At 73.8% G+C, this 19,722-nt stretch carries 21 protein-coding genes and 2 pseudogenes; 16 read left to right on the top strand and 7 right to left on the bottom strand.

The genetic code is table 11. The features are described from left to right. Positions 1-2: 2 nt before the first annotated feature. Positions 3-1,229: pseudogene (locus OG937_43520) on the top strand (cytochrome P450). Here the strand turns inward: OG937_43520 and OG937_43515 are convergent. Beyond that, the gene (locus OG937_43515) at positions 1,222-1,875 is read right to left on the bottom strand and encodes a DUF2238 domain-containing protein (GenBank protein ID WUD78103.1); all 654 of its coding nucleotides are present in this window, start codon (positions 1,873-1,875) and stop codon (positions 1,222-1,224) included. The pseudogene OG937_43520 and the gene OG937_43515 sit on opposite strands and share 8 nt — an antisense overlap. A gap of 160 nt (positions 1,876-2,035) precedes the next feature. Between OG937_43515 and OG937_43510 the strand changes: the two genes are divergently transcribed. Together OG937_43510 and OG937_43505 are read left to right on the top strand one after the other, a co-directional pair. Then, positions 2,036-2,509 carry a carboxymuconolactone decarboxylase family protein gene (locus tag OG937_43510; protein ID WUD78102.1) on the top strand — a complete coding sequence of 158 codons (474 nt, stop codon included), beginning with the start codon at positions 2,036-2,038 and terminating at the stop codon, positions 2,507-2,509. 26 nt (positions 2,510-2,535) lie between these two features. Further along, positions 2,536-3,459: an RNA polymerase sigma-70 factor gene (locus tag OG937_43505; protein ID WUD78101.1), complete on the top strand. Its 924-nt coding sequence runs from the start codon at positions 2,536-2,538 to the stop codon at positions 3,457-3,459. A 27-nt stretch (positions 3,460-3,486) separates the two neighbouring features. On the opposite strand, the gene OG937_43500 is transcribed toward OG937_43505, so the two are convergent. Then, positions 3,487-3,906, bottom strand: a complete 420-nt coding sequence (locus tag OG937_43500) for a hypothetical protein (protein ID WUD78100.1) — start codon at positions 3,904-3,906, stop codon at positions 3,487-3,489. 61 nt (positions 3,907-3,967) lie between these two features. Between OG937_43500 and OG937_43495 the strand changes: the two genes are divergently transcribed. The 3 genes from OG937_43495 to OG937_43485 are packed head-to-tail and all read left to right on the top strand — an operon-like array spanning position 3,968 to position 5,759. Next, a complete protein-coding gene (locus OG937_43495; protein ID WUD78099.1) occupies positions 3,968-4,567 on the top strand; it encodes an N-acetyltransferase in 600 nt (199 codons plus the stop codon). A gap of 2 nt (positions 4,568-4,569) precedes the next feature. Then, positions 4,570-5,475 carry a DMT family transporter gene (locus tag OG937_43490; GenBank protein WUD79067.1) on the top strand — a complete coding sequence of 302 codons (906 nt, stop codon included), beginning with the start codon at positions 4,570-4,572 and terminating at the stop codon, positions 5,473-5,475. Beyond that, entirely contained in the window at positions 5,421-5,759 is a 339-nt protein-coding gene (locus OG937_43485; protein ID WUD78098.1) for a hypothetical protein, read from the top strand. Before OG937_43490 ends, OG937_43485 begins: the two co-directional genes overlap by 55 nt. A 39-nt stretch (positions 5,760-5,798) precedes the next feature. Here the strand turns inward: OG937_43485 and OG937_43480 are convergent, their stop codons facing one another. Beyond that, positions 5,799-6,293, bottom strand: coding sequence for a PaaI family thioesterase (locus OG937_43480; GenBank protein WUD78097.1), 495 nt, complete (start codon positions 6,291-6,293; stop codon positions 5,799-5,801). Between the two features lie 94 nt (positions 6,294-6,387). Here OG937_43480 and OG937_43475 point away from each other — a divergent pair, with 94 nt between their 5' ends. After that, positions 6,388-6,855: a helix-turn-helix transcriptional regulator gene (locus OG937_43475; GenBank protein ID WUD78096.1), complete on the top strand. Its 468-nt coding sequence runs from the start codon at positions 6,388-6,390 to the stop codon at positions 6,853-6,855. 326 nt (positions 6,856-7,181) lie between these two features. Here OG937_43475 and OG937_43470 read toward each other — a convergent pair whose 3' ends face one another. After that, positions 7,182-8,288 (bottom strand): helix-turn-helix domain-containing protein, encoded by a 1,107-nt coding sequence (locus OG937_43470; GenBank protein WUD78095.1) that lies wholly within the window; start codon positions 8,286-8,288, stop codon positions 7,182-7,184. A 345-nt stretch (positions 8,289-8,633) separates the two neighbouring features. Beyond that, a pseudogene (locus OG937_43465) lies at positions 8,634-8,690 on the bottom strand (hypothetical protein). 380 nt (positions 8,691-9,070) lie between these two features. On the opposite strand from OG937_43465, the gene OG937_43460 reads away from it, so the two are divergent. Both OG937_43460 and OG937_43455 read left to right on the top strand, forming a co-directional pair. Beyond that, positions 9,071-9,517: a hypothetical protein gene (locus OG937_43460; protein WUD78094.1), complete on the top strand. Its 447-nt coding sequence runs from the start codon at positions 9,071-9,073 to the stop codon at positions 9,515-9,517. Between the two features lie 33 nt (positions 9,518-9,550). Then, complete coding sequence (locus tag OG937_43455) at positions 9,551-10,813, top strand: MFS transporter (GenBank protein WUD78093.1); 1,263 nt, start codon at positions 9,551-9,553, stop codon at positions 10,811-10,813. A gap of 104 nt (positions 10,814-10,917) precedes the next feature. Here the strand turns inward: OG937_43455 and OG937_43450 are convergent, their stop codons facing one another. After that, complete coding sequence (locus tag OG937_43450; protein ID WUD78092.1) at positions 10,918-12,549, bottom strand: FAD-binding oxidoreductase; 1,632 nt, start codon at positions 12,547-12,549, stop codon at positions 10,918-10,920. 116 nt (positions 12,550-12,665) lie between these two features. Here OG937_43450 and OG937_43445 point away from each other — a divergent pair, with 116 nt between their 5' ends. Continuing rightward, positions 12,666-13,277 (top strand): TetR/AcrR family transcriptional regulator, encoded by a 612-nt coding sequence (locus OG937_43445; protein WUD78091.1) that lies wholly within the window; start codon positions 12,666-12,668, stop codon positions 13,275-13,277. A 33-nt stretch (positions 13,278-13,310) separates the two neighbouring features. On the opposite strand, the gene OG937_43440 is transcribed toward OG937_43445, so the two are convergent. Next, positions 13,311-14,051, bottom strand: coding sequence for a sulfite exporter TauE/SafE family protein (locus OG937_43440; protein ID WUD78090.1), 741 nt, complete (start codon positions 14,049-14,051; stop codon positions 13,311-13,313). A gap of 255 nt (positions 14,052-14,306) precedes the next feature. Here OG937_43440 and OG937_43435 point away from each other — a divergent pair, with 255 nt between their 5' ends. The 6 genes from OG937_43435 (at position 14,307) to OG937_43410 (ending at position 19,713) form a co-directional block, all read left to right on the top strand. Further along, positions 14,307-15,944 (top strand): phosphodiester glycosidase family protein, encoded by a 1,638-nt coding sequence (locus tag OG937_43435; protein WUD78089.1) that lies wholly within the window; start codon positions 14,307-14,309, stop codon positions 15,942-15,944. A 136-nt stretch (positions 15,945-16,080) separates the two neighbouring features. Continuing rightward, entirely contained in the window at positions 16,081-17,190 is a 1,110-nt protein-coding gene (locus OG937_43430) for a serine/threonine-protein phosphatase (protein ID WUD79066.1), read from the top strand. 42 nt (positions 17,191-17,232) lie between these two features. Further along, positions 17,233-17,454 (top strand): hypothetical protein, encoded by a 222-nt coding sequence (locus OG937_43425; GenBank protein ID WUD78088.1) that lies wholly within the window; start codon positions 17,233-17,235, stop codon positions 17,452-17,454. A 70-nt stretch (positions 17,455-17,524) separates the two neighbouring features. After that, complete coding sequence (locus OG937_43420; GenBank protein WUD78087.1) at positions 17,525-18,220, top strand: TetR/AcrR family transcriptional regulator; 696 nt, start codon at positions 17,525-17,527, stop codon at positions 18,218-18,220. A 41-nt stretch (positions 18,221-18,261) separates the two neighbouring features. After that, the gene (locus OG937_43415) at positions 18,262-19,467 is read left to right on the top strand and encodes a cytochrome P450 (protein ID WUD78086.1); all 1,206 of its coding nucleotides are present in this window, start codon (positions 18,262-18,264) and stop codon (positions 19,465-19,467) included. Positions 19,468-19,491: 24 nt separating this feature from the next. Then, positions 19,492-19,713 carry a ferredoxin gene (locus tag OG937_43410; GenBank protein WUD78085.1) on the top strand — a complete coding sequence of 74 codons (222 nt, stop codon included), beginning with the start codon at positions 19,492-19,494 and terminating at the stop codon, positions 19,711-19,713. Positions 19,714-19,722 lie beyond the last annotated feature (9 nt).

Raw genomic sequence — 19,722 nt, 5'->3', positions numbered from 1 at the left:
CGATGACCGATCAACGCCACTTTTCCTTCGTCCTCGACCCCAACGGCCGGGCCCTGCACACCGAAAGTGCCGCGCTGCGTGCCCGCGGCGCGGTGACGAAGGTGCTGCTGCCCGGCGGCGTCGAGGCGTGGTCGGTGAACAGCCACGCCGCGCTGGAGCACCTGCTCACCGACCCGCGGGTGTCCAAGGACCCCCAACGGCACTGGCCGCGCTTCGCGTCGGGCGGGATCACCCCCCCGTGGCCGCTGTACGCGTGGGTGGCGGTGCGCAACATGTTCACTGCCTACGGCGACGACCACCGGCGGCTGCGGCGGCTGGTGGCACCGGCGTTCACCCCGCGCCGGACCGCGGCGATGCGCCCGCGGATCCAGCGGATCGTCGACGCCGCGCTGGACGGGCTGCCCGCCGCGGCGCGCGACGGGGTGGCCGACCTGCGCAGGCACTTCGCGTACCCGATCCCGGTACGGGTCATCACCGAACTGATGGGCGTGCCCGAGGGCGAGACGGCCACCGGACTGCGGGGGTGCATCGACAACCTCTTCACCACCTCCCTCGGGGCGGCCGAGGCAGCCGCCAACCACCGGTAGACCTACGCGCTGCTGGACGAACTCGTCGCCCTGCGCCGCAGGAAGCCCGGCGACGACCTGACCAGCGCCCTGATCGCCGCGGAGGACGACGACGAGCACCTCACCGGCGCCGAGGTGACCGACACGCTGCTGCTGATCATCGCCGCCGGGCACGAGACGACGGTGAACCTCCTCGACAACGCCTGCTTCGCCCTCCTGACCTCCCCGGCCCAGCTCGACGCCGTCCGTGCCGGGCGGGCCACCTGGGGCGACGTGATCGAGGAGAGCCTGCGCCGGGACGCACCCGTCGCGCACCTGCCCCTGCGCTACGCGGTGGAGGACATCCACGTGGCGGGGAGGACCATCGCCAAGGGCGACGCGATCCTCGCCTCGTACGCCGCCGCCGGCCGTGACCCCGGCCGGCACGGACCGACCGCAGACGACTTCGACGTCACCCGTTCCGACAAGGACCACCTCGCCTTCGGGCACGGTGTCCACTACTGCCTCGGCGCCCCACTGGCCCGCCTGGAGGCCGCCATGGCCCTGCCCGCGCTCTTCGAGCGCCACCCCGCGATGGCGCTGGCCGAGGAACCCGGCGCCCTGGAGCCGGTGACGTCGTTCATCGCCAACGGGCACGCCCGGCTGCCGGTCACCCTCACCTGAGCCGCCCGGCGCCGCGCGGCGCGAGGACGTCCAGCTGCCGGTCGTGGAGCCCGCTGAGCAGCAGCAGCGACAGCACGGCACCGACCAGGGCGCAGAACATGTCCCACTGGGTGTCCCAGACGTCCCCCTGCGTGGCGAGGAACGCGTCCGCGGCGTCCCCGCCAATCAACGCGGCCCACCACTCCAGCAGTTCGAAGAACGCGCTGAACGCCATGCAGGCGCAGACGGTGAGCGGCGCCAGCCACCGGCTGCCGCGCAGCGGAGAGGTGCGGACGAGGATCTCGCGGACGAGCACGGCAGGGACGAAGCCCTGCATGAGGTGGCCGATCCGGTCGTACGGGTTGCGCGACAGGTCCAGGGTGTCGCGCAGCCACTCCCCGAACGGGACCTGGGCGTAGGTGTAGTGACCGCCCACCGACAGGACCAAGGCGTGCAGGGCCAGCAACGCGCACAGCAGCCCGGTCAGCGGGAACCGGCGCCGCAGGGCGACCGCGAGCGGCAGCCCGATCACGATCCAGAAGGTCTCCAGCACCCATGTGCCGCGCTCACGGGGATGGATTCCGGACACCACGAGGGCGGCGAGCGCGAAACCGGCGGCCAGCACGGGCAGCCCGACGCGCCGGACGGGGACGGTGAGGTCTGTCATGTCCACCAGGGTCGCGGGGCGCGGCACACGGGCGCATGAGTACGCCTACTCAATCCTGAGACGCGGCTCACACCGGACCGTGTCACTGGCGTCGGGGCTGCCTCGTCCCAAGGGGTGGAGCCGTGGACGACACGGACGGCGGACACCGGAGGAGCACACCATGGACGCGCGACTGGACTACCTGGCCGACCCGACCGCGGGCAAGGCCTTCAAGCACTTCATGGCGGTGGGCAGGTCGTTCAAGGAGTCGTCGCTGCCGGCCGCGACGCAGGAACTGGTGGCGCTGCGGGTGAGCCAGATCAACGGCTGCGGCGCCTGCATCGACATGCACACCAAGGAGGCCGCCGCCGCGGGCGAGACCCCGGTGCGGCTCCACCTGGTCGCGGCATGGCGGGAGGCCACGGTCTTCACCGAGGCCGAACGTGCCGCGCTGGAGCTGGCGGAGGAGGGCACGCGGGTCGCGGACGGCGGCGGCGGAGTCGGCGACGAGGTGTGGGAGCGCGCCGCACGGCACTACGACAAGGAGCAGCTCACCGCCCTGGTGATCCTGGTCTCGTTCATGAACGCCGTGAACCGGCTGAACGTCATCGCCCGGCAGCCGGCCGGCGACTACGAGCCCGGCCGGTTCCACTGAACACGACCAGGGGAAGGGGATCCGGCATGGGCAAGGTGGAGGAGTTCGAGGAGCTGCGGCCGCTGCTGTTCTCGATCGCCTACCGGATCCTGGGCAGCGTGGGCGAGGCCGAGGACGCGGTGCAGGAGGCGTGGCTGCGCTTCGACGGCTCGCCGACCCGGCCCGTGTCGGTCAAGGCGTTCCTGTCGGCCACGGTGACCCGGATCTCGATCGACGTGCTGCGCTCCGCGCGGGTGCGGCGGGAGGCGTACGTCGGGCCGTGGTTCCCCGAGCCGCTGCTGAGCGATCCGTACCAGGATCCGGCGCGGTCGGCGGAGCTCGCCGACTCGGTGTCGATGGCCGCGCTCCTGCTGCTGGAGCGGCTCAGCCCGCTCGAGCGGTCGGTGTTCGTGCTGCGGGAGGTGTTCGGCTTCGGCTTCGACGAGGTCGCCCAGGCGGTCGGGCGCTCGGAGGCGGCGTGCCGTCAGCTTGCGGTGCGGGCGCGACGGCACATGGAGGCGGGGCGGCCGCGGTTCGCGGCGGACCGCCGGGCACGGCAGGAACTGGCGCGGCGGTTCTTCGACGCGTTGAAGGACGGCGACGTCGACGCGCTGCGGGACCTGCTCGCCGCCGACGTGCAGCTCGTCGGGGACGGCGGCGGCAGGGCCCCTCAGCTGGCGCGGGCCGTCGTCGGCGCGGAGAACGTGGCCCGGGTGCTGGGCACGGTCTTCCCCTGGCTGATCCGGATCGACGTGACGTTCGAGCCGCGCGAGGTCAACGGCCAGCCCGGAGCGGTCTTCCGCGACCGCGACGGCAAGGTCCTGCACACCCTGGCCCTCGACGTGCTCGACGGGCGGATCCAGGCCATCCGCACGGTGCTCAACCCCGACAAGCTCGGCCACCTCGGTCCGGTCGCCGACGCCTGGGCGGTGCACCGGGAGGTGAAGCGGGCGCGCAGGCAGGGGAACTGACGGCACTGACCCGGGCGGGTCGGGTCGTCAGGGCCGGCGCGGCCCGATGAGCGCGGCCTCCAGGGCCTCACCCGTCATCTCGACGACGACGGCGGCGTCCCGCATTCCCGCCGGAAGGTGCGCGTACTCCTCGGCCCGGCACACGACGACGCCGTCGCTCGGGTCGAGGACGACCGCGCCGAGCCGGGAGACGAGTTCCGCGACGATCCCGAACACCCCGCCGGTGTGCGGGCGCGAGACCATGATGTCGCGCTCGCCGACGTAGACCTCGGCCTCACCGCCGTCCGCGGCCCGCACCAGGAAGTACAGCCCCTCGTCCGAGGCCGCGGTGAGCCGCGGATCCCCGACAGCGTGCGGCTCCAGGACGGCCCGCACCAACGCGCCGTCGACGGGCACGGGCACCTCCGCACCGTCGACGAACGTGAAGATCAGCGGACTCCACCCCACGACGACCCCTCCCCGCTCAAAACCGTGTGCGCCGGCCGGGACGGGAACCTACCCTCCGGGCATGGGTCTTCGCGAAGAGCTTCCGGACGACGCCGAGTCCGTACGTCAGGTCCACCTGCGGGCCTTCGGCCACGACCACGGCCCGGTCGTGGCCGATCTGGTCGACACCCTGCGAGGGAGCGTCACGCCCACGGACGGTCTCTCGCTGGTCGCCGAACACGACGGCCGGGTCGTCGGGCACGTGATGTTCACCCGCAGCCTGCTGGACGCCCCCCGGCGCCTGGTCGAGGTACAGGTCCTCAGCCCGCTGGCCGTCCTGCCCGAGCACCAAGGGACCGGGATCGGCGGGGCCTTGGTCCGGCACGGATTGCGGACGCTCGCCGAGCGGGCGGTCCCCGTCGTCTTCGTCGAGGGCGACCCCGCCTACTACGCGCGCCTCGGGTTCCTGCCCGGCGGCGACCACGGCTTCCGCAAGCCGTCCCTGCGCATCCCGGACGGTGCCTTCCAGACGATGGCGCTCCCCGCGTACGAACCCTGGATGACGGGCACCCTGGTCTACGCCGAGGCGTTCTGGCGGCACGACGCGGTCGGCCTCCGCGACCCGGCAGCACGGGAAAACCACGTGCCGCGCGGCGACCGGTCGTCGACGATCCGCCCGTGACCATGATGACCGCCGACAGGACGGAACGCGGCCCGTCCACCCGGGCCTCACTGACCGCGCTGGCGGGACGCGCCTACGGCGCGATCCCGCCCACGGCACTGGTCCTGCTCGGCATCGTCAGCGTCCAGGTGGGCTCGGCGTTGGCCAAGCACCTGTTCAGCGCGGTGGGCAGTTTCGGGACGGTCGCGTTGCGGCTGTTCTTCGCGGCGGCGGTGCTGATGCTGTTGTGGCGGCCGTCGCTGCGCATGAGCCGTCGCACGTGGACGGTGGTGCTCGGCTACGGCGTGACACTCGGCCTGATGAACCTGTGCTTCTACCTGGCGCTGGCCCGGATCCCGCTGGGGATCGCGGTGACCGTCGAGTTCCTCGGGCCGCTGGCGGTGGCCCTGGCGGGATCGAGGCGATGGCTCGACGCGTTCTGGGCCCTGCTCGCGGCCGGCGGTGTGGTCCTGCTGATGGAGGGACGCGGCGAACTCGACCTCGCCGGTTTCCTGTTCGCCCTCGCCGCGGGGACGTGCTGGGGCTTGTACATCCTGGTCGGCGCGGCGCTGGGCCGCCACACCACGGAAGGCAATGGCCTGGCCCTGGGCATGGCCGTCGCGGCCCTGGTGGCCGTGCCGTTCGGTGTGGCCGACAGCGGAACGGCGCTGATCCAGCCGTGGGTCCTGGTCGCGGGGCTCGGCGTGGCACTGCTGTCGTCGGTGATTCCGTACTCGCTCGACCTGGAGGCCCTGCGCAGGATCCCACCGCGCGTGTTCGGCATCCTGATGAGCCTCGAACCGGCGATGGCGGCCCTCATCGGCTTCGTCGTGCTCCATGAGTCGCTGCACTGGGTGCAGTGGATCGCGGTGCTGTGCGTGGTGGCCGCATCGGCCGGCGCCGCCCGCGGCACCACCCCGGAGGCCTGACCGCCCCATCCGCCATCGCCACTGCGCCGACCGAGCCCCGCGTCGTCGCCGGCGCGGATCACGGTGAGCACGTCGTCTTCGCGCTCTCGCTGCGACTGTCGGCGGCGCTCGCCGGGGCCGAGCCGTCCCGGCTGCGGGAGGTCGCCGTGGCGTGGGCCGGGCAGCGCGCGGCGGACGGTGAGGTCATCGAACCGGACGTCGCCCGGGCGATCGTGGATGATGTGGCCGCCCTCGTCGGCGAGGCCGGACGCCGTGGCGAGGGCGTCCACTGCCGGGTCGGGTAGCCGGCAGTGGACGCCCGCCGTCCCCGGCCCCCGGACCGGTCAGCGCGCGGGGACGGGGAAGAGCATGCAGCTGCTCGTGGCGTGGGCGAGCAGGCGGTCCGTCGCGTCGAACAGCTCGGCCTGGGCGAGGGCGGTGCGGCGGCCCTGGTTGAGGACGGTGCCGACGGCGCGCACCTTGCCGGTGTCGACGGTGATCGGGCGCAGGAACTTCAGGTTCAGGTCGAGCGAGGTGTAGCCCATGCCCTCCGGGAGGACGGACTGCACGGCGCAGCCGGCGGCCGAGTCGAGGAGGGTGGCGTAGACGCCGCCGTGGACGCTGCCGATGGGGTTGTAGTGCTCCTCCCCCGGTTCCATGGCGAAGACCGCCCGGCCCTCCTCGACCTCCTCCAGGGTGAACCCGAGGGTCGAGGCGATGGGCGGTGCGGGAAGGCGCCCGGCCAGCACGTCGCGGAGGAACTCCAGACCGCTCGTGCGGCCGACCGCGGCCGCGGAGACCCTGGGGTCCCCCCATTCGAACGTACGCGACCTCGCCATTGGACGTGCCCTCCCTGACCTACTGACTTCGACATCCGAAGTTAGCCAGCCGCACCTCTGGATGTCAATGCCGAAGCCAGCCTACGATGACCGCATGACCTGGCTGGAGACCGGTACCGAGAACTGCACGGTGCAGCGCACCCTCGACCTCGTCGGCGAGAAGTGGTCGCTGCTGGTGCTGCGCGACGCCATGAACGGGGTACGCCGCTTCGACGACTTCCGCCGTCACATGGGGCTGTCCGAGGCGGTGCTCGCGGACCGGCTGCGCAAGCTGGTCGCCGCGGGCATCCTGGACACCGTCCCGTACCGCGAGCCGGGCAGCCGTACCCGCAACGAGTACCGGCTCACGTCCAAGGGCTGGGACCTGTGGCCCGCGATGATCGCCCTCAAGCAGTGGGGCGACCGCTACACCGCCGACCCGGAGGGCCCGCCCCTGGAGGTCCGCCACCGCGACTGCGACGAGCCCGTCGAGGCGGTCGTCGTCTGCGCGGGGGGCCACGACGCGCTCGCCCCCCGGCAGGCCTACACCCGGCCCGGCGCCTCCGCCCGCATGCGGGGCTGAACAGCGCGCGACGGCGATGGGTCACAAAAGCACCGCGTCCTCGTGGTCGGCCGTGGTGGGCGTCGACACCCTCTCCCCCGAACCCCCGTACCCCCCGCCGAGGGCGTCGACGTCCAAGCCACCGATCGGGACACTCCCCCGGTCCCTGATGGCCCACGAGCGCGAAGCCGGACAGGACGGGGCATCCCCGCCCTCTCCCGCTTCGGGCACTGGCTCCGTTCCCGGCGCCGTGACGATGCTGGCAGGGCAGGTGGCCGGTACACATTGCCGGTTCCCGGCAGTCTTGACGCCTTGTTGACGGCCTGTTGACGGCGCAACCTTTTGCGCTAGAGCGGTTGGTCGGGCCAGCCGAGCAGCCGGGCGCCCATCGCCGCGGTCTCCAGGGTGTAGCGGTGCAGCGGATCGCCCGGGTCGTAGCCGGTCAGCACCTTGATCCGCTCCAGGCGGTACGTGAACGTCCGCACCCCGAGGCCCAGTCGACGCGCCGCCTCCGCGTTGACGTGCCCGGCCTCCGCGTGCGCGGTGATCGTCTCCAGCAGCGGTCCGGCCCCGCCCCGGGCCTGCTCCAGCGGCCCCAGCACGGTGCGGACGAGGTCGGCCATGGCGGCCCGGTCCCGCATCAGCACGGGGAAGACCAGCAGTTCCTCGGCGCGCAGCACGGGGGGATGCAGGCGCAACCGGTCGGCGACGTCCAGTGCCCCGAGGGCCTCCTCGTAGCTGCGCACGATGCCGCTCGTGCCGGAGTGGGTGCGGCCGACCGCCACCCGGCGGGCCGCCCCGTACCCGGGCCCGGGGCGCAGCGCCGTGTCGGCGAACGCCTCGAAGACGGCACGCTCGCTGCCGGGGGCGATGCACACCAGCCGGCCGTCCTTTCCGGCCACCAGGACGTCGCGGTCGCCGAAGCGGCCCGCCAGTTCCCGCTCGATGCGCCGCACCGCGGGCTGGCTGTCCTCGTACGCGTCCACGCCGCGCGCCACCGCCACCGCGTGCCCGCGGCCCAGCCGCAGCCCGAACCGCTCGGCGCGCTCGGCGAGCCGTCCCGGGTCGCTGCGCCCGTACAGCAGGTCGTCGACGAACTCCCTCCGGGCCGCCTCCTCCTGGCGGACCAGGAGCCGCTGGGCGCGTTCGTGGCCCTCGCCGAGCGCGACCACCGCGGCGTCGAGGGCGGTCAGCACCGCCTCGCCGGCCCGCTGCACCTCGGTGGCGGTGTCGGCGGCGGCCACGCCCCGCAGCGAGCCCCACGCGTCGCGGGTCGCCGTCAGGTAGGCGCCGACGAGGTCGCGCAGCCCGTACCCCCGACCGCCCGTACGCTCACCGCAGGCGCGGAGCGCGTCCAGCTCGTCCCGTCGCAGCCGCCGGCCCGTCCCCGAGACCTCCCCCAGCACGCGTGCGTACGCCGCGAGTTCCTCCTCCGGTACGCCTACGCCCCGCATGGCCGCGTCTCCTCTCCAGGCACCCGTCGTTGCCGTCCCCCGGCAGCCTGGACCGTACCAACCCTGCCCGGTCCTGTGATCATCGCCCTCGCCTCGGACGACGTACCGGACCGGGGCCAACTACCCACCCACGCCCCCGACTTGACGTACGGCCGTTCGAGGGACGATGATCTCCGCACACTCCCCAGGTCTCCCCCCGTGGCCTGGGGAGTGCCGCGTTCAGCCGTCCGCACCTCCGGCGAGGAGGTCCCCGGAGGCGGTGCGCCGGTAGACCACGCGCCGGTCGACACGGGTGCCGGTGACCAGTCCGGCATCCCGCAGCACCGCCAGGTGGCCGCCGACGGTGCCGAGGGACAGGCCGAGGTGGGCGGCGAGTTCGCTGGTGGTGGCGGGGCGCTCCAGTTCGTGGAGGATCGCCGCGCGGCCGGTGCCGATCAGCCGTCCCAGAGCGGGCCCGGGTTCCGCGCGTTCCGCGGCCGCGGCGGCTCCGCGGGCCGGGTAGACCAGCGCGTACGACGCCGGGCGGCGCCTCGCACAGCCACGTGCCCCGGGACACGGCGGCGACCGGTACGAACAGCATGCCCTCGTCGCCGACGACCCGGTCCGGGGAGCCCCGGTGGCTGAAGCGGATCGCGTCCGCGCCGACCCAGGCGCTGTGCCGGCTCATGTGCTCCAGGGCGCGCGGCCAGCCGTAGGCGGCGAGCAGCCCTGCCCGGTAGGTGACGTCCCGCTCCAGCAGGGCACGGCGGCGCGGCCAGTCGGGAGCGACGTGCGCGGTCCAGGTGCGCCGGAAGAGCTCGGCGGTCCTGGCGGCCCAGCCGCGTCCGGTCAGCCAGTCGAGGTCGTGCTCCTTCCAGCTCTGCGCCACCGACTTCTCCAGCTCGGCGCGCACCTGCGCGTCGGGCACCCGGGCCACCTCGGCCAGTTCGCCGTCGATGGCGGTCCGCATGCCGCCCGCCGGCGGCAGGACGATGTGCGCCGGCATCCACTTCGTGGACGCCAGCAGCCGCACCAGGCCCTTCGCGAAGGGGTCGGCGTCGAGCGCGGTGCGGAACGCGCCATGGTGGCGGTCGTACCAGGAGGCCAGCCACGGGTCGCAGTACCCGGCGCCCAGCACGCGCAGCGACGCCAAGGTCTCGGCCAGCGGCGACAGGGCGAACCGGGACCGCGACAGGGCCAGCGGACTCAGCCGCAACAAGGTCATCTTTCGCCTCCCGCCGAAACGATAGTGCCCCGCCCGGCGCCTCCCGCAGACTCCGCCCGTGCTCGCATCCCTTCCGCCGCACCGGGACTTCCGCTGGTTCCTCACCGCCCAGACGGTGTCCCTGCTCGGCACCGCGATGGCCCCCGTCGCCCTGGCGTTCGCGGTCCTCGACGCCTCGGCCGCCCTCGGCGACCTCGGTGTCGTCCTCACCGCGTACATGGTGCCGCTGCTGGTGTTCCTGCTCGTCGGGGGCGCCACGGCCGACCGTCTGCCGCGCCGCACGGTGCTGGTGGCGGCGAACCTCGGTTCGGCCGTCACCCAGGGCGCCGTCGCCGCGCTGCTGCTGACCGGGCGGTACGCCCTGTGGCCGGTGGCCGCGCTCGGGTTCCTCAACGGCGTCCTCGCCGCCTTCACCACGCCCGCGCTGCGCGGCATCGTGCCCGAACTCGTCCCCGGGGACCGGATCCGGCAGGCGAACGCGCTGCTGGGCTCGGCACGCAACGTCACGAAGATCCTCGGGCCGAGCCTGTCCGGCGTCCTGGCGGCGTCCGTCGGCGGCGGACCGGCCATCGCCTTCGACGCGCTGACCTACCTCCTCGCCGCCGGGTGCCTCACCCGCCTGTCGTCCCTCACCGCCCCCACCGCCGCACGTCGTCCCTCGGGTCTGCTCGCCGACATCCGCGAGGGCTGGGCCGCGTACCGCCGGATCCGCTGGGTGTGGACGGTGTCGCTGTGCTTCTGCGTGGTCAACCTGGTGCAGGTCGGCACCTGGCAGATCCTGGGCCCGGTGCTCACCCGGCAGATCGCCGACGAGGCCGCCTGGGGCTTCGTGCTCAGCGCACGCGGCGCCGGACTGCTGGTGATGAGCACGCTGATGTACCGGCTGGCGGCCCGTTACCTGCTGCGGCTGGGTGTGCTGGCGGGTGTGCTCGGCGCGCTGCCCCTGCTCGCGCTCGGTGCGCACCTGGGTGCCCCGTGGCTGATCGCCGCCGCCTTCACCGCCGGGCTGGGCTCGTCGGTCGCGGGCGTCGGCTGGGACACTTCCCTCCAGGAGCACGTTCCGTCCGGCACCCTGTCGCGTGTGTCGTCCTTCGACGACCTGCTGTCCTACGTCGCCATTCCCATCGGCCAGCTCAGCGTGGGGCCGCTCGCCGACCGCATCGGGGGGTTCCGGGTCGCCGCGGCCGCCGGAGTCGTGTACGCCGCCGCAGCCCTGGCGCCGATGGCCTCCGCGGCCGTACGCCGCCTCCCCCACGGCCGCCCGGCCGCCGCGCCCACCGACCCGGCCCCGGCGGCGCCGCCCGAGCCGATCGGGCGTTGACGGCTCCGACCGCGCACGGGAGGGCGCTATGCGGTGAGCCACAGGGGCAGCGCCACTCGGTTGTGCCGGCTGCTCACTGCCTACCCACGAGCAGCCCGCCGCTGTCAGCGCGCCGGCAGCAGGACACCCGGGTTGAGGATGCCCGCCGGGTCCAGGGCGGACTTGGCGGCGCTGAGGGCGGCGGCGAAGGGGTCGGGGCGCTGGGTGTCGTACCAGGGGCGGTGGTCGCGGCCGACGGCGTGGTGGTGGGTGATCGTGCCGCCGTGGTCGGCGATGGCCTGGGAGACGGCGGACTTGATGTCGTCCCACTGGGCGACCGTGCTGCCCCAGCGGCCCGCGGCGTAGACGCCGAAGTAGGGGGCGGGCCCGTCGGGGTGGACGTGGCTGAACCGGCAGGTGACCACTCCGGTGCCGCAGGTGGTGCGGATCGCCTCGTTCGCGGCGAGGGTGACCGCCGCGTGGAGTTCCCCGAACCGGTCCCAGGTGCAGGCGGTCTCGAAGGTCTCCACGACCAGGGACTGCTGGGCCAGGGCGTCGCGCTGGTAGGGCATGCGGAGGAAGGACGAGCGCCAGGACCGGTCGGTCCCGGCGCCTCCGCCCCCGCCCGCGTCGGCGTCGCCGCCCGCGCCGGTGTCGGTGTGCCGGGCCGGCTCGGGCACGTGGCCGCCGTGGTCGCGGCACAGTTCCAGGGCCCGGTCCATCCAAGGTCCCAACGGGTGGTCGGCGGACTCGAAGGCCAGGATCAGGACGCTGCCGCCCGTGGTGACGCCCGCGTTGACGAGTGCCTCGGCGGGGTCCAGCAGGCGGCAGTTCGACGGGTGGAGCCCGGACTGGGCCAGGGCGCGGGTGGCGGTGACGGCGTCCGTGAAGTCGGCGAAGTGGACGGAGGCGTTCGCCCGCCACCGGGGGCGTCGCTGAAGGCGCATCCAGGCCTCGGTGATGATCCCGAGGGTTCCCTCCGAACCGAGGAACATCCGGTCGGGCGAGGGCCCCGCGCCCGAGGCGGGCAGTCGCCTCGACTCGCCGGTGCCGGACGGGGTCACGACGCGCAGTGCCTGCGTCAGGTCGTCGATGTGGGTGTAGAGGGTGGCGTAGTGGCCGCCCGCCCGGGTGGCCAGCCAGCCGCCGAGGGTGGAGTACTCGAATGACTGCGGGAAGTGGCGCAGCGTCAGGCCGGAGGGCTGCAGCTGGTCCTCCAGGTGCGGGCCGAGCACGCCCGCCTGGATGCGGGCCGACCGGCTCACGGGGTCGGTCTCCAGGACGCGGTCGAGGCGCTCCATGTCGAGCGTCACCGCTGGGCGTCCGTCGGGGAGGCGGGGTTCCACGCCGCCGACGACGGAGCTGCCGCCGCCGAAGGGGATGACGGCGATCCCCTCGCGGGAGCACCAGTCGAGGAGGTCGACGACGTCCTGCTCGGTGCGGGGGCGGGCGACGAGGTCGGGGGCGTGGCGCAGGTCGCCGTGGAGGTTGCGGACGACGTCCCGGAAGGCCTTGCCGTGGGTGTGCGCGGCGCGGTCGTGCGGGGTGTCGGAGCACAGGTGGGCCAGCGACGGCGGGGCCTTAAGCCGTACCGGCGGCAGGGCGAGGGAGGCAACGTCCGGAGGAAGGTGGACGGTGAGGTCGGCGTCCGGGAGCAGTCCGGCCACCCGCCCGGTCAGGGCGGTGCGTTCGGCGCCCCGCACCGCGTCCTCGACGGTGCCCCATCCCCACCACGACCGTGTGCCCGTGCGCGTCATGCGTGTCCCGCCCTTCGCCTCTCCTCGATATGACCGATGGGTAAATTACCACTGGGTCATATCGTTGGGAGGGGTGAACTGACCTCGCGGTCAGTTCGTTGCCTACAATCACGGGCGTGGCGAGCGCGAGAACCCGTACCGCCGGGACCAAGGGCGTGCCCCGCGCCGAGCGCGAGGAGCAACTGCTGACCGCGGCCGTCGAGGAGTTCGGCCGCCGTGGCTACGGCGGTGCGTCGATGGCGGCCATCGCCGAGCGGGTCGGGGTCACCAAGCCGCTGCTGTACCAGTACTTCGGGTCCAAGGACGCGCTGTACGCCGCGGCCTTGGAGCGGGTCGCCGGCTCGCTGACGCGCGCGCTCACCGACGCGCTGGTCCCGGGCGTCACCTCGCTGGGGACGCCGTTGTCCGTGCTGCGCGCGATCTTCAACACGCTGGAGGGGCAGCGCCACGCCTGGTTCGTGCTCTACGACCGGACGTTGCCCGCCACGGGTCCGCTGCGCGCGGCGGCCGAGCGCCACCGCACCGCCATCGACGGGCTGGCGGCCGCGGGCAGCGCGGAGTTCCTCGCCGCCCGCGGGATCGGGGACCCGCTGGACTCCGACGCGCTCAAGCACCTGTGGACCGGCACCGTCAGCACCATGGTCACCTGGTGGATCCACCATCCCGGCGAGTCCGCGCAGGCGATGGCGGAGCGCTGCCGGCGGCTGATCACCGCGATCGTCACCTGAGCCGCAACGCCCCGCCCCCGCCATGCGGACCGCTCAGAGGGTGACGAGCCGTACCGCCGCGAGGAGGGTCAGGGCGACGGTGACGCGCTCGAAGACCTTCGGGCTGATGCGGCTGATGGTCGCGCGGCCGGCGGCGGCCCCCGCCAGCACCGCCGGGGCGGCCATCGCGCCGAAGGCCAGCGTGTCGGGCGTGATCAGCCCCAGGGCGACGCTGAAGGGCACCTTGAAGGCGTTGAGCAGCAGGAAGAACCAGGCGCTGGTGCCGAGGAAGCCCAGCATCGGCAGCCCCACGGCCAGGAAGTAGAGCGCCATGATGGGGCCCGCCGCGTTGGCCGTCATCGTGGCGAAGCCCGCGAGGATCCCGGCGCCCGCGGCGACGGCCCTGTGCTGGGCGACCGGGTCGTCCGGGCCCCGGCGCCGGCTCCACCAGTGGACGGCGAGCATCAGCAGCAGCAGCGCGCCGATGAGTTCCCGCATCCGCGTGTCGTCGATCCGGTCGACGACCAGCGCGCCCAGCAGCACCCCGGCCACCACCCACGGGAAGAGCCGCACCAGCCGCCCCCAGTCGGCGTGCCGGCGGTAGGCGGCCACGGCCACCACGTCGCCGACCAGGAGCAGCGGCAGCAGCACGCCGGTGGACAGCTTGGCCGGCAGCACCAGCGCGAACAGCGCCACCCCCACCGTCCCGGCGCCGGACACCCCGGTCTTGGAGTAGCCGACGAGGAAGAGGGCGAGCAGCGCCACGGCCCACTGCGCCGGGTCGAGCGAGGGCATCAGGGCCGCCGGGGGACGGAGGGTACGAAGGTCACGCCATGTTCTTACCTGTCCCCCACGCCGCCGCTGCGACCGGGGTGGGTCCGGCGGCGCGGCCGCGCGCAACTGCGACCTGCTCGCGCTCGGTTGTCACCGAGGGTTCCCCGAGGGGCCGTCGTCGCGTGGGCCGCCCGTACCCGTGCGGGTCTGTGATGACATCAAGGACCGGGCCGCGCCAGGCGCCGCCCTCGGTGGAACCCAACGTCAGGAGAGCGTATGTCCGTCACAGCCGCCGAACCGCGCGACAGGTCGAGCCGGGTGGGGCAGACCGCGCGGAGGGGGGCGGTGTTCGCCGCCGCCCTCACGCTGGTCGCCGTCGTCCCGACGACCGTCGCGGGGGCGCAGTCGCCCGCCGTTACCGGCACGCACGGGATCGCGTGGACGACGCAGCAGGTGGCGCCCGGTCTGCAGGTCCGCAGCGGCGTGCTGCGGGACCCCTCGGCCGCCGGGGTGTGGACGGTCACCGTGCAGGCCCCCGCCGTCAACCGGCTGACGGGAGCCGCCACCTGGGCTCCGCTGGGTGACCGCGCCTGGGCCGACGCGACCGCCGCGCGGCTGCGGGCGGCCGGGTTCGAGCCGCGGCTGGAGTCGGTGGAGTGGGACACCTACGCCGACACCCCGCGCGGTGTGATGGGCTGGCAGGTCCGGGTCGGCCGGTACGCCACGCAGGCCGAGGCGGGCCCGGCGAACACCGCGGTCACGGCCGCCGGTTTCCGTACGTCGACGGAGTGGACCGGTTACGACGGACGGCAGGCCGCCAACGGCGAGCGCATCCACGTTGCCGTGGTGGACCCGGCGCGGCTGCGCGGGTCGGTCGAGGTGAGCGACGGCGGCAACGTCGCCGACCGGGAGAAGACCTCCGCGGTCGCCGGCCGGCTGGGGTCGCTGCTCGGCGTCAACGGCGGCTTCTTCATCACCTCGGACGCCGACGGCGTCCAGGGCACCGTCGCGGGTCTGTCCGCGGTGGACGGCCGGCTGGAGTCGTTGGCGGTCGGCTCGCGTGCGGCGCTCGTCCTCGGCGACGGCGGGCGGCGGCCGCGGATCGCGGACCTGTCCACCACGGTCACCGTGCGGGCCGGCTCCGCCCGGTACGCGGTGCAGGGCATCAACCGCGTGCCGGGCAAGGTCCGCAACTGCGGCCGCCCCGGCGGCGTCCCGACCGAGCAGCCCCGCCACGACACGACCTGCACCCTGGCCGACGACCTGGTGGAGTTCACCCCCGCCTTCCGCACGACGCTGCCCACGGGCAGCGGTGTGCAGGTGGAGCTCGACGCGCACGGGACCGTACTCTCCACCGGCGCCCGCGGCGGCTCCGTCCCCGAGCGCGGCACGGTGCTGCAGGGCACCGGCGCGGCGGCGACGTGGCTGACAGAGCACGTGCGGACCGGCAAGCGGCTGGTCGTGCGGGAGGTCGTCCGGGACGCCGAGGGGCGCCAGGTCAAGCTCGGTCCCGGCGACAGCATCGTGAGCGCGGCGCCCACCCTGGTGGAGGACGGCCGCGTCCACATCGACGCGACCACCGAGGGCACCCTGGACCCGCTGGACCTGTCGTTCGGTTTCGCGTGGTCCAACGTGCGCCAGCCGCGGACGATGGCCGGCATCGACCGGCGGGGCCGTCTGCTGCTGGTCACCGTGGACGGGCGGCAGCCCGGGGTGAGCGAGGGCTTCACCCTCGGCGAGGCGGCGCGGTTCATGCGGTCGCTGGGCGCGGTGCAGGCCCTCAACCTGGACGGCGGCGGCTCGTCGGCGATGGTGGTCGAGGGCGCCCTGGTCAATGTCCCGTCCGACGCCACCGGTGAGCGCGCCGTCGGCGACACCATCCAGGTCCTGCCGGGTCGCCACGGCCAGGACTGACAAGGGCCGGCACCGCCAGGCCGCCCCTGACGACCTCCGACCACCCCGGGCCGCGCTCCGGGGTGGTCGGCTGGTCCGTCCGGCCGGAAGGACGACCTTCCTTCTCTTTTGCCCCGGTATGATGCGCTTCGTGATCATGTCCGGATGGCCGCGGCGCCGACGCGCCCGCCTCGACGGCCGCTGGGAGGCTCCCTGGCTGTCCCCGGTGATCCTGAGCGTGCTCATCGCCGCCCTGGCGTTCGCCACCCCGCGCGAAATCGCGATCAGCCGCCTGCTGCCCGTCGCGCCCGCCCTGGCCGCCGCGATGTGGCCGGTGCTGCCGACCGTGCTGCTGGGCGCGTTCTGCCTGCTGGTCATGGTGGGCCTGAGCTTCGTCTACACCGACCTGGGCACCCCGTACACCGGGGCCGCGATCGTCGCGGTCACCCTGGCGGCGGCGTACGCCAGCCACGTGCGGATCCAGCGCGAGGAGGCGCTCTTCCACGCCCGGATGGTCGCCGACGCGGCGCAGACGGTACTGCTGCGGCCGCTGCCGCGGCGCATCCAGGGCCTGGAGATCGAGTCGCTGTACCTGGCGGCACAGGAGCAGGCGCGCATCGGCGGCGACTTCTACGAGGTGGCCGACACCTCCCACGGCGTGCGGCTGCTCATCGGCGACGTGCGCGGCAAAGGGCTGTCCGCCGTGGGCGCGGCCTCCGCGCTCAGCAGCTGCTTCCGCGAGGCGGCACACGACGAGCCGGACCTGCGGGGCATCGTCCGCCGTCTGGAGACCAGCATCATCCGGCACAGCTCCGGCTATCCCGGCCCGGACCTGCCGGAGCGCTTCGCCACCGCCGTGATCGCCGAGATCCCGCACGGCGGCGGCCGCCTGCGACTGCTCAACTGCGGGCATCCTCCGCCGATCCTCATGCACGCCGGCCGCATCCGGGTGCTGGAGCCGACCGCCGCCTCCCCACCGCTGAACCTCGCCGACCTCATCGGGGACACGTACGTCGTGGACACCCACGCCTTCACCGCCGGCGACCAGCTGGTGCTCTACACCGACGGCGTCACCGAGACCCGCGACCGCGCCGGGGCGTTCTTCGCGCTGCCGGACTGGCTGCGGCGCCAGAGCCCCGCAGCGCCCCGCGAACTGCTGGACCGGCTGCACCGGGAACTGGTGCACTACAGCGGCGGGCGGCTGGAGGACGACATCGCCGCCCTGGCCCTGCGCTCGCCGCACGTCGCGAGCCGCGACGCCCCGTAAATCCCTGTCGCGCGGACACGGCCCGGCCCTACGCTCACCGCCATGCCCCGACCTCACGGATTCTCCTACCACCGGCGCGGCGACGGCACCGTGGTCGTCACCCACGGCGCGCACACCGCCGCCGTCCTGCGCGGGGAACGTGCGGAGCGGTTCCTGGAGGAAGTGGAGCGCGGTGACGCCCAGCTGGTGATGGCCCGCTGGACCGGCAACTACAAACGGGGCAACGAGCGCACCGCCCGCGCCCATCCCCGCAACCACGGCTGACCCGCCGCGGCGGGCCCACCGTCGCCGTACACAAAATGTACAGATTGATGTCGTTTTGTAGACTTTCCTCATGGAACGTCGTCGGCCGGCGGATGCCGGATCCGCGACCACGGTGGGCGCACCGCGGGTGAGCCTGCGCGCGCAGCAGCGGCACCTGACCCGCAACCGGGTCCTGGACGGGGCGGTCGAGGTCTTCGCCGCCAAGTCGTTCGTCGCCGCCACCATGGAGGACATCGCCCGCGCCGCCGGGGTCACCCGGGCCACGGTGTACGCGCACTTCCGCGGCAAGGCGGAGGTCATCGCCGCCCTGACGGACCGGGTGTACCAGGTCACCGACGGCCTGTACGCCGAGCTGGCCGCCGTCCCGAAATGGACCCGCTCCGGCGTCCGCGACTGGCTGGAGCAGGCGGCGGCGAACTGGCGGGCGCTCGCGCCGACCATCCGCGTACTGCTGGCCGCCACCCTGTCCGCGGCCGGTGACGACGGCAGCGCCCGCGACCGCTACCTGGCGGCGCACGAACGCTACGTCACCCTGCTGACGGCCCCGCCCCGGCGCTGGCAGGGCGTCACCCCCGCGCAGGCACGGCAGCGGGCCCTGATGGCGGTGCTCCAGACCGGGTCGTTCCTCACCGCCTGGATCGCCGGCGGCCTGCCGGTCGACCCCGACGACCCGCTGGAACTCCTCGCCGACGACCTGTGCCACCTGCTGCGCCCCGCCCTCGCCGACCGGCCCGCCGCGCCCCGGCGTCCCCGCGGGCCGTCGTGAGGACCGGACCCGACTCCCCGAGCTCACTGGAGGCATGCGCCATGGCCGCGACCGAGCCCCGAAACTACCCCTTCACCGAAGCCGACCGCCTGACCGTCGACCCGGCCTTCGCCGAACTGCGCAAGGACGAGCCGCTGTGCCGGGTCCGGTTCCCCTACGGGGAGGCCGCCTGGCTGGTCACCCGGTACGAGGACGTCAGGACCGTCCTGGGCGACCCCCGGTTCAGCCGGGCCGAGGCCGTCCACCGCGACGAGCCGCGCCTGCGGCCGCACCGGGGCCTGGAGGGCAGCATCCTGGACCTCGACCCCCCGGACCACACCCGGCTGCGGCGCATCGTGGCCAAGGCCTTCACCGCCCGGCACATCGAGTGCCTGCGGCCCCGCACCGAGCAGATCGCGGCCGAACTGGCCGACGGCATGGTCGCGCGCGGCGCGCCGGCCGACCTCGTCGCGGACTTCGCCCTGCCGCTGCCGGTCACCGTCATCTGCGAACTGCTCGGCGTCCCCCTGGCCGACCGGGCCGACTTCCGCACCTGGTCCGACGCGCTGCTGTCCACCACGAAGTACACCCCGCGGGAGGTCCAGGACTGCACCGACGCCCTGATGGCCTACATGGCCGGCCTGATCGCCGAACGCCGCGCCGCGCCGCACGACGACCTCCTCGGCACCCTCGTCGACGCCCGCGACAACGACGAACGGCTGTCGGAACGGGAACTGCAGGTCCTGGCGATCTCCCTGCTCGTCGCGGGCCACGAGACCACCGCCTCGCAGATCCCCAACTTCGTCTACACGCTGCTCACCCACCCCGGGCAGCTCGCGGCACTGCGCGCCGACCCCGGTCTGGTCCCCGGCGCCGTCGAGGAGCTCATGCGCTACGTCCCCCTGGGCAACGGCGCGGGCATGCCCCGCTACGCGCTGGACGACGTCGAGCTCAGCGGCGGCACCGTACGCGCCGGGGAGGCGGTGGTCGTCTGCCCCGTGTCGGCCAACCGCGACGAAACGGTGTACACCGACCCCGACCGGCTCGACGTGCTGCGCCAGGAGGCCTCCCACGTCGGGTTCGGGCACGGACCGCACCACTGCCTGGGCGCCCAGCTGGCCCGCATGGAGCTGCAGGTGGCCCTGCGCACCCTGCTCGACCGGATGCCCGGACTGCGCCTCGCCGGACCGGACGAGAGCGTCGTGTGGAAGTCGGGCGTCGCCCTGCGCGGGCCCGAGCGGATGCCGGTCATCTGGGACCGGACCTGACGACAACACCGGAGGACACGCATCATGACCTGGCACATCGAGGTGGACCGGAACACCTGCATCGGCACCGGCTCCTGCGCCGGAATCGCCCCCGGGCATTTCGAGCTCCGCGACTGCAAGTCCTGCCCCAGGCACCCGACGGCCGAACCGGACGAGCTCCTGATCGACGCCGCGGAGTCCTGCCCGGTGGAGGCCATCACCATCCGGGACGCGACCAGCGGGGAACTGATCGCGCCCCAGCCGTAGGCCCGAACG

The sequence above is a fragment of the Streptomyces sp. NBC_00510 genome (assembly GCA_036013505.1).
Classification (GTDB): Bacteria; Actinomycetota; Actinomycetes; order Streptomycetales; family Streptomycetaceae; genus Actinacidiphila.
This window is presented reverse-complemented; position numbering and strand designations above follow the sequence as displayed.

Bases quoted from the DNA above. Each gene is read 5' to 3' on its own strand.
- OG937_43515 (WUD78103.1), bottom strand. From the start codon at position 1,875: ATGACAGACCTCACCGTCCCCGTCCGGCGCGTCGGGCTGCCCGTGCTG.
- OG937_43510 (WUD78102.1), top strand. From the start codon at position 2,036: ATGGACGCGCGACTGGACTACCTGGCCGACCCGACCGCGGGCAAGGCC.
- OG937_43505 (WUD78101.1), top strand. From the start codon at position 2,536: ATGGGCAAGGTGGAGGAGTTCGAGGAGCTGCGGCCGCTGCTGTTCTCG.
- OG937_43495 (WUD78099.1), top strand. From the start codon at position 3,968: ATGGGTCTTCGCGAAGAGCTTCCGGACGACGCCGAGTCCGTACGTCAG.
- OG937_43490 (WUD79067.1), top strand. From the start codon at position 4,570: ATGATGACCGCCGACAGGACGGAACGCGGCCCGTCCACCCGGGCCTCA.
- OG937_43480 (WUD78097.1), bottom strand. From the start codon at position 6,293: ATGGCGAGGTCGCGTACGTTCGAATGGGGGGACCCCAGGGTCTCCGCG.
- OG937_43475 (WUD78096.1), top strand. From the start codon at position 6,388: ATGACCTGGCTGGAGACCGGTACCGAGAACTGCACGGTGCAGCGCACC.
- OG937_43470 (WUD78095.1), bottom strand. From the start codon at position 8,288: ATGCGGGGCGTAGGCGTACCGGAGGAGGAACTCGCGGCGTACGCACGC.
- OG937_43450 (WUD78092.1), bottom strand. From the start codon at position 12,549: ATGACGCGCACGGGCACACGGTCGTGGTGGGGATGGGGCACCGTCGAG.
- OG937_43440 (WUD78090.1), bottom strand. From the start codon at position 14,051: ATGCCCTCGCTCGACCCGGCGCAGTGGGCCGTGGCGCTGCTCGCCCTC.
- OG937_43435 (WUD78089.1), top strand. From the start codon at position 14,307: ATGTCCGTCACAGCCGCCGAACCGCGCGACAGGTCGAGCCGGGTGGGG.
- OG937_43430 (WUD79066.1), top strand. From the start codon at position 16,081: ATGTCCGGATGGCCGCGGCGCCGACGCGCCCGCCTCGACGGCCGCTGG.
- OG937_43425 (WUD78088.1), top strand. From the start codon at position 17,233: ATGCCCCGACCTCACGGATTCTCCTACCACCGGCGCGGCGACGGCACC.
- OG937_43420 (WUD78087.1), top strand. From the start codon at position 17,525: ATGGAACGTCGTCGGCCGGCGGATGCCGGATCCGCGACCACGGTGGGC.
- OG937_43415 (WUD78086.1), top strand. From the start codon at position 18,262: ATGGCCGCGACCGAGCCCCGAAACTACCCCTTCACCGAAGCCGACCGC.
- OG937_43410 (WUD78085.1), top strand. From the start codon at position 19,492: ATGACCTGGCACATCGAGGTGGACCGGAACACCTGCATCGGCACCGGC.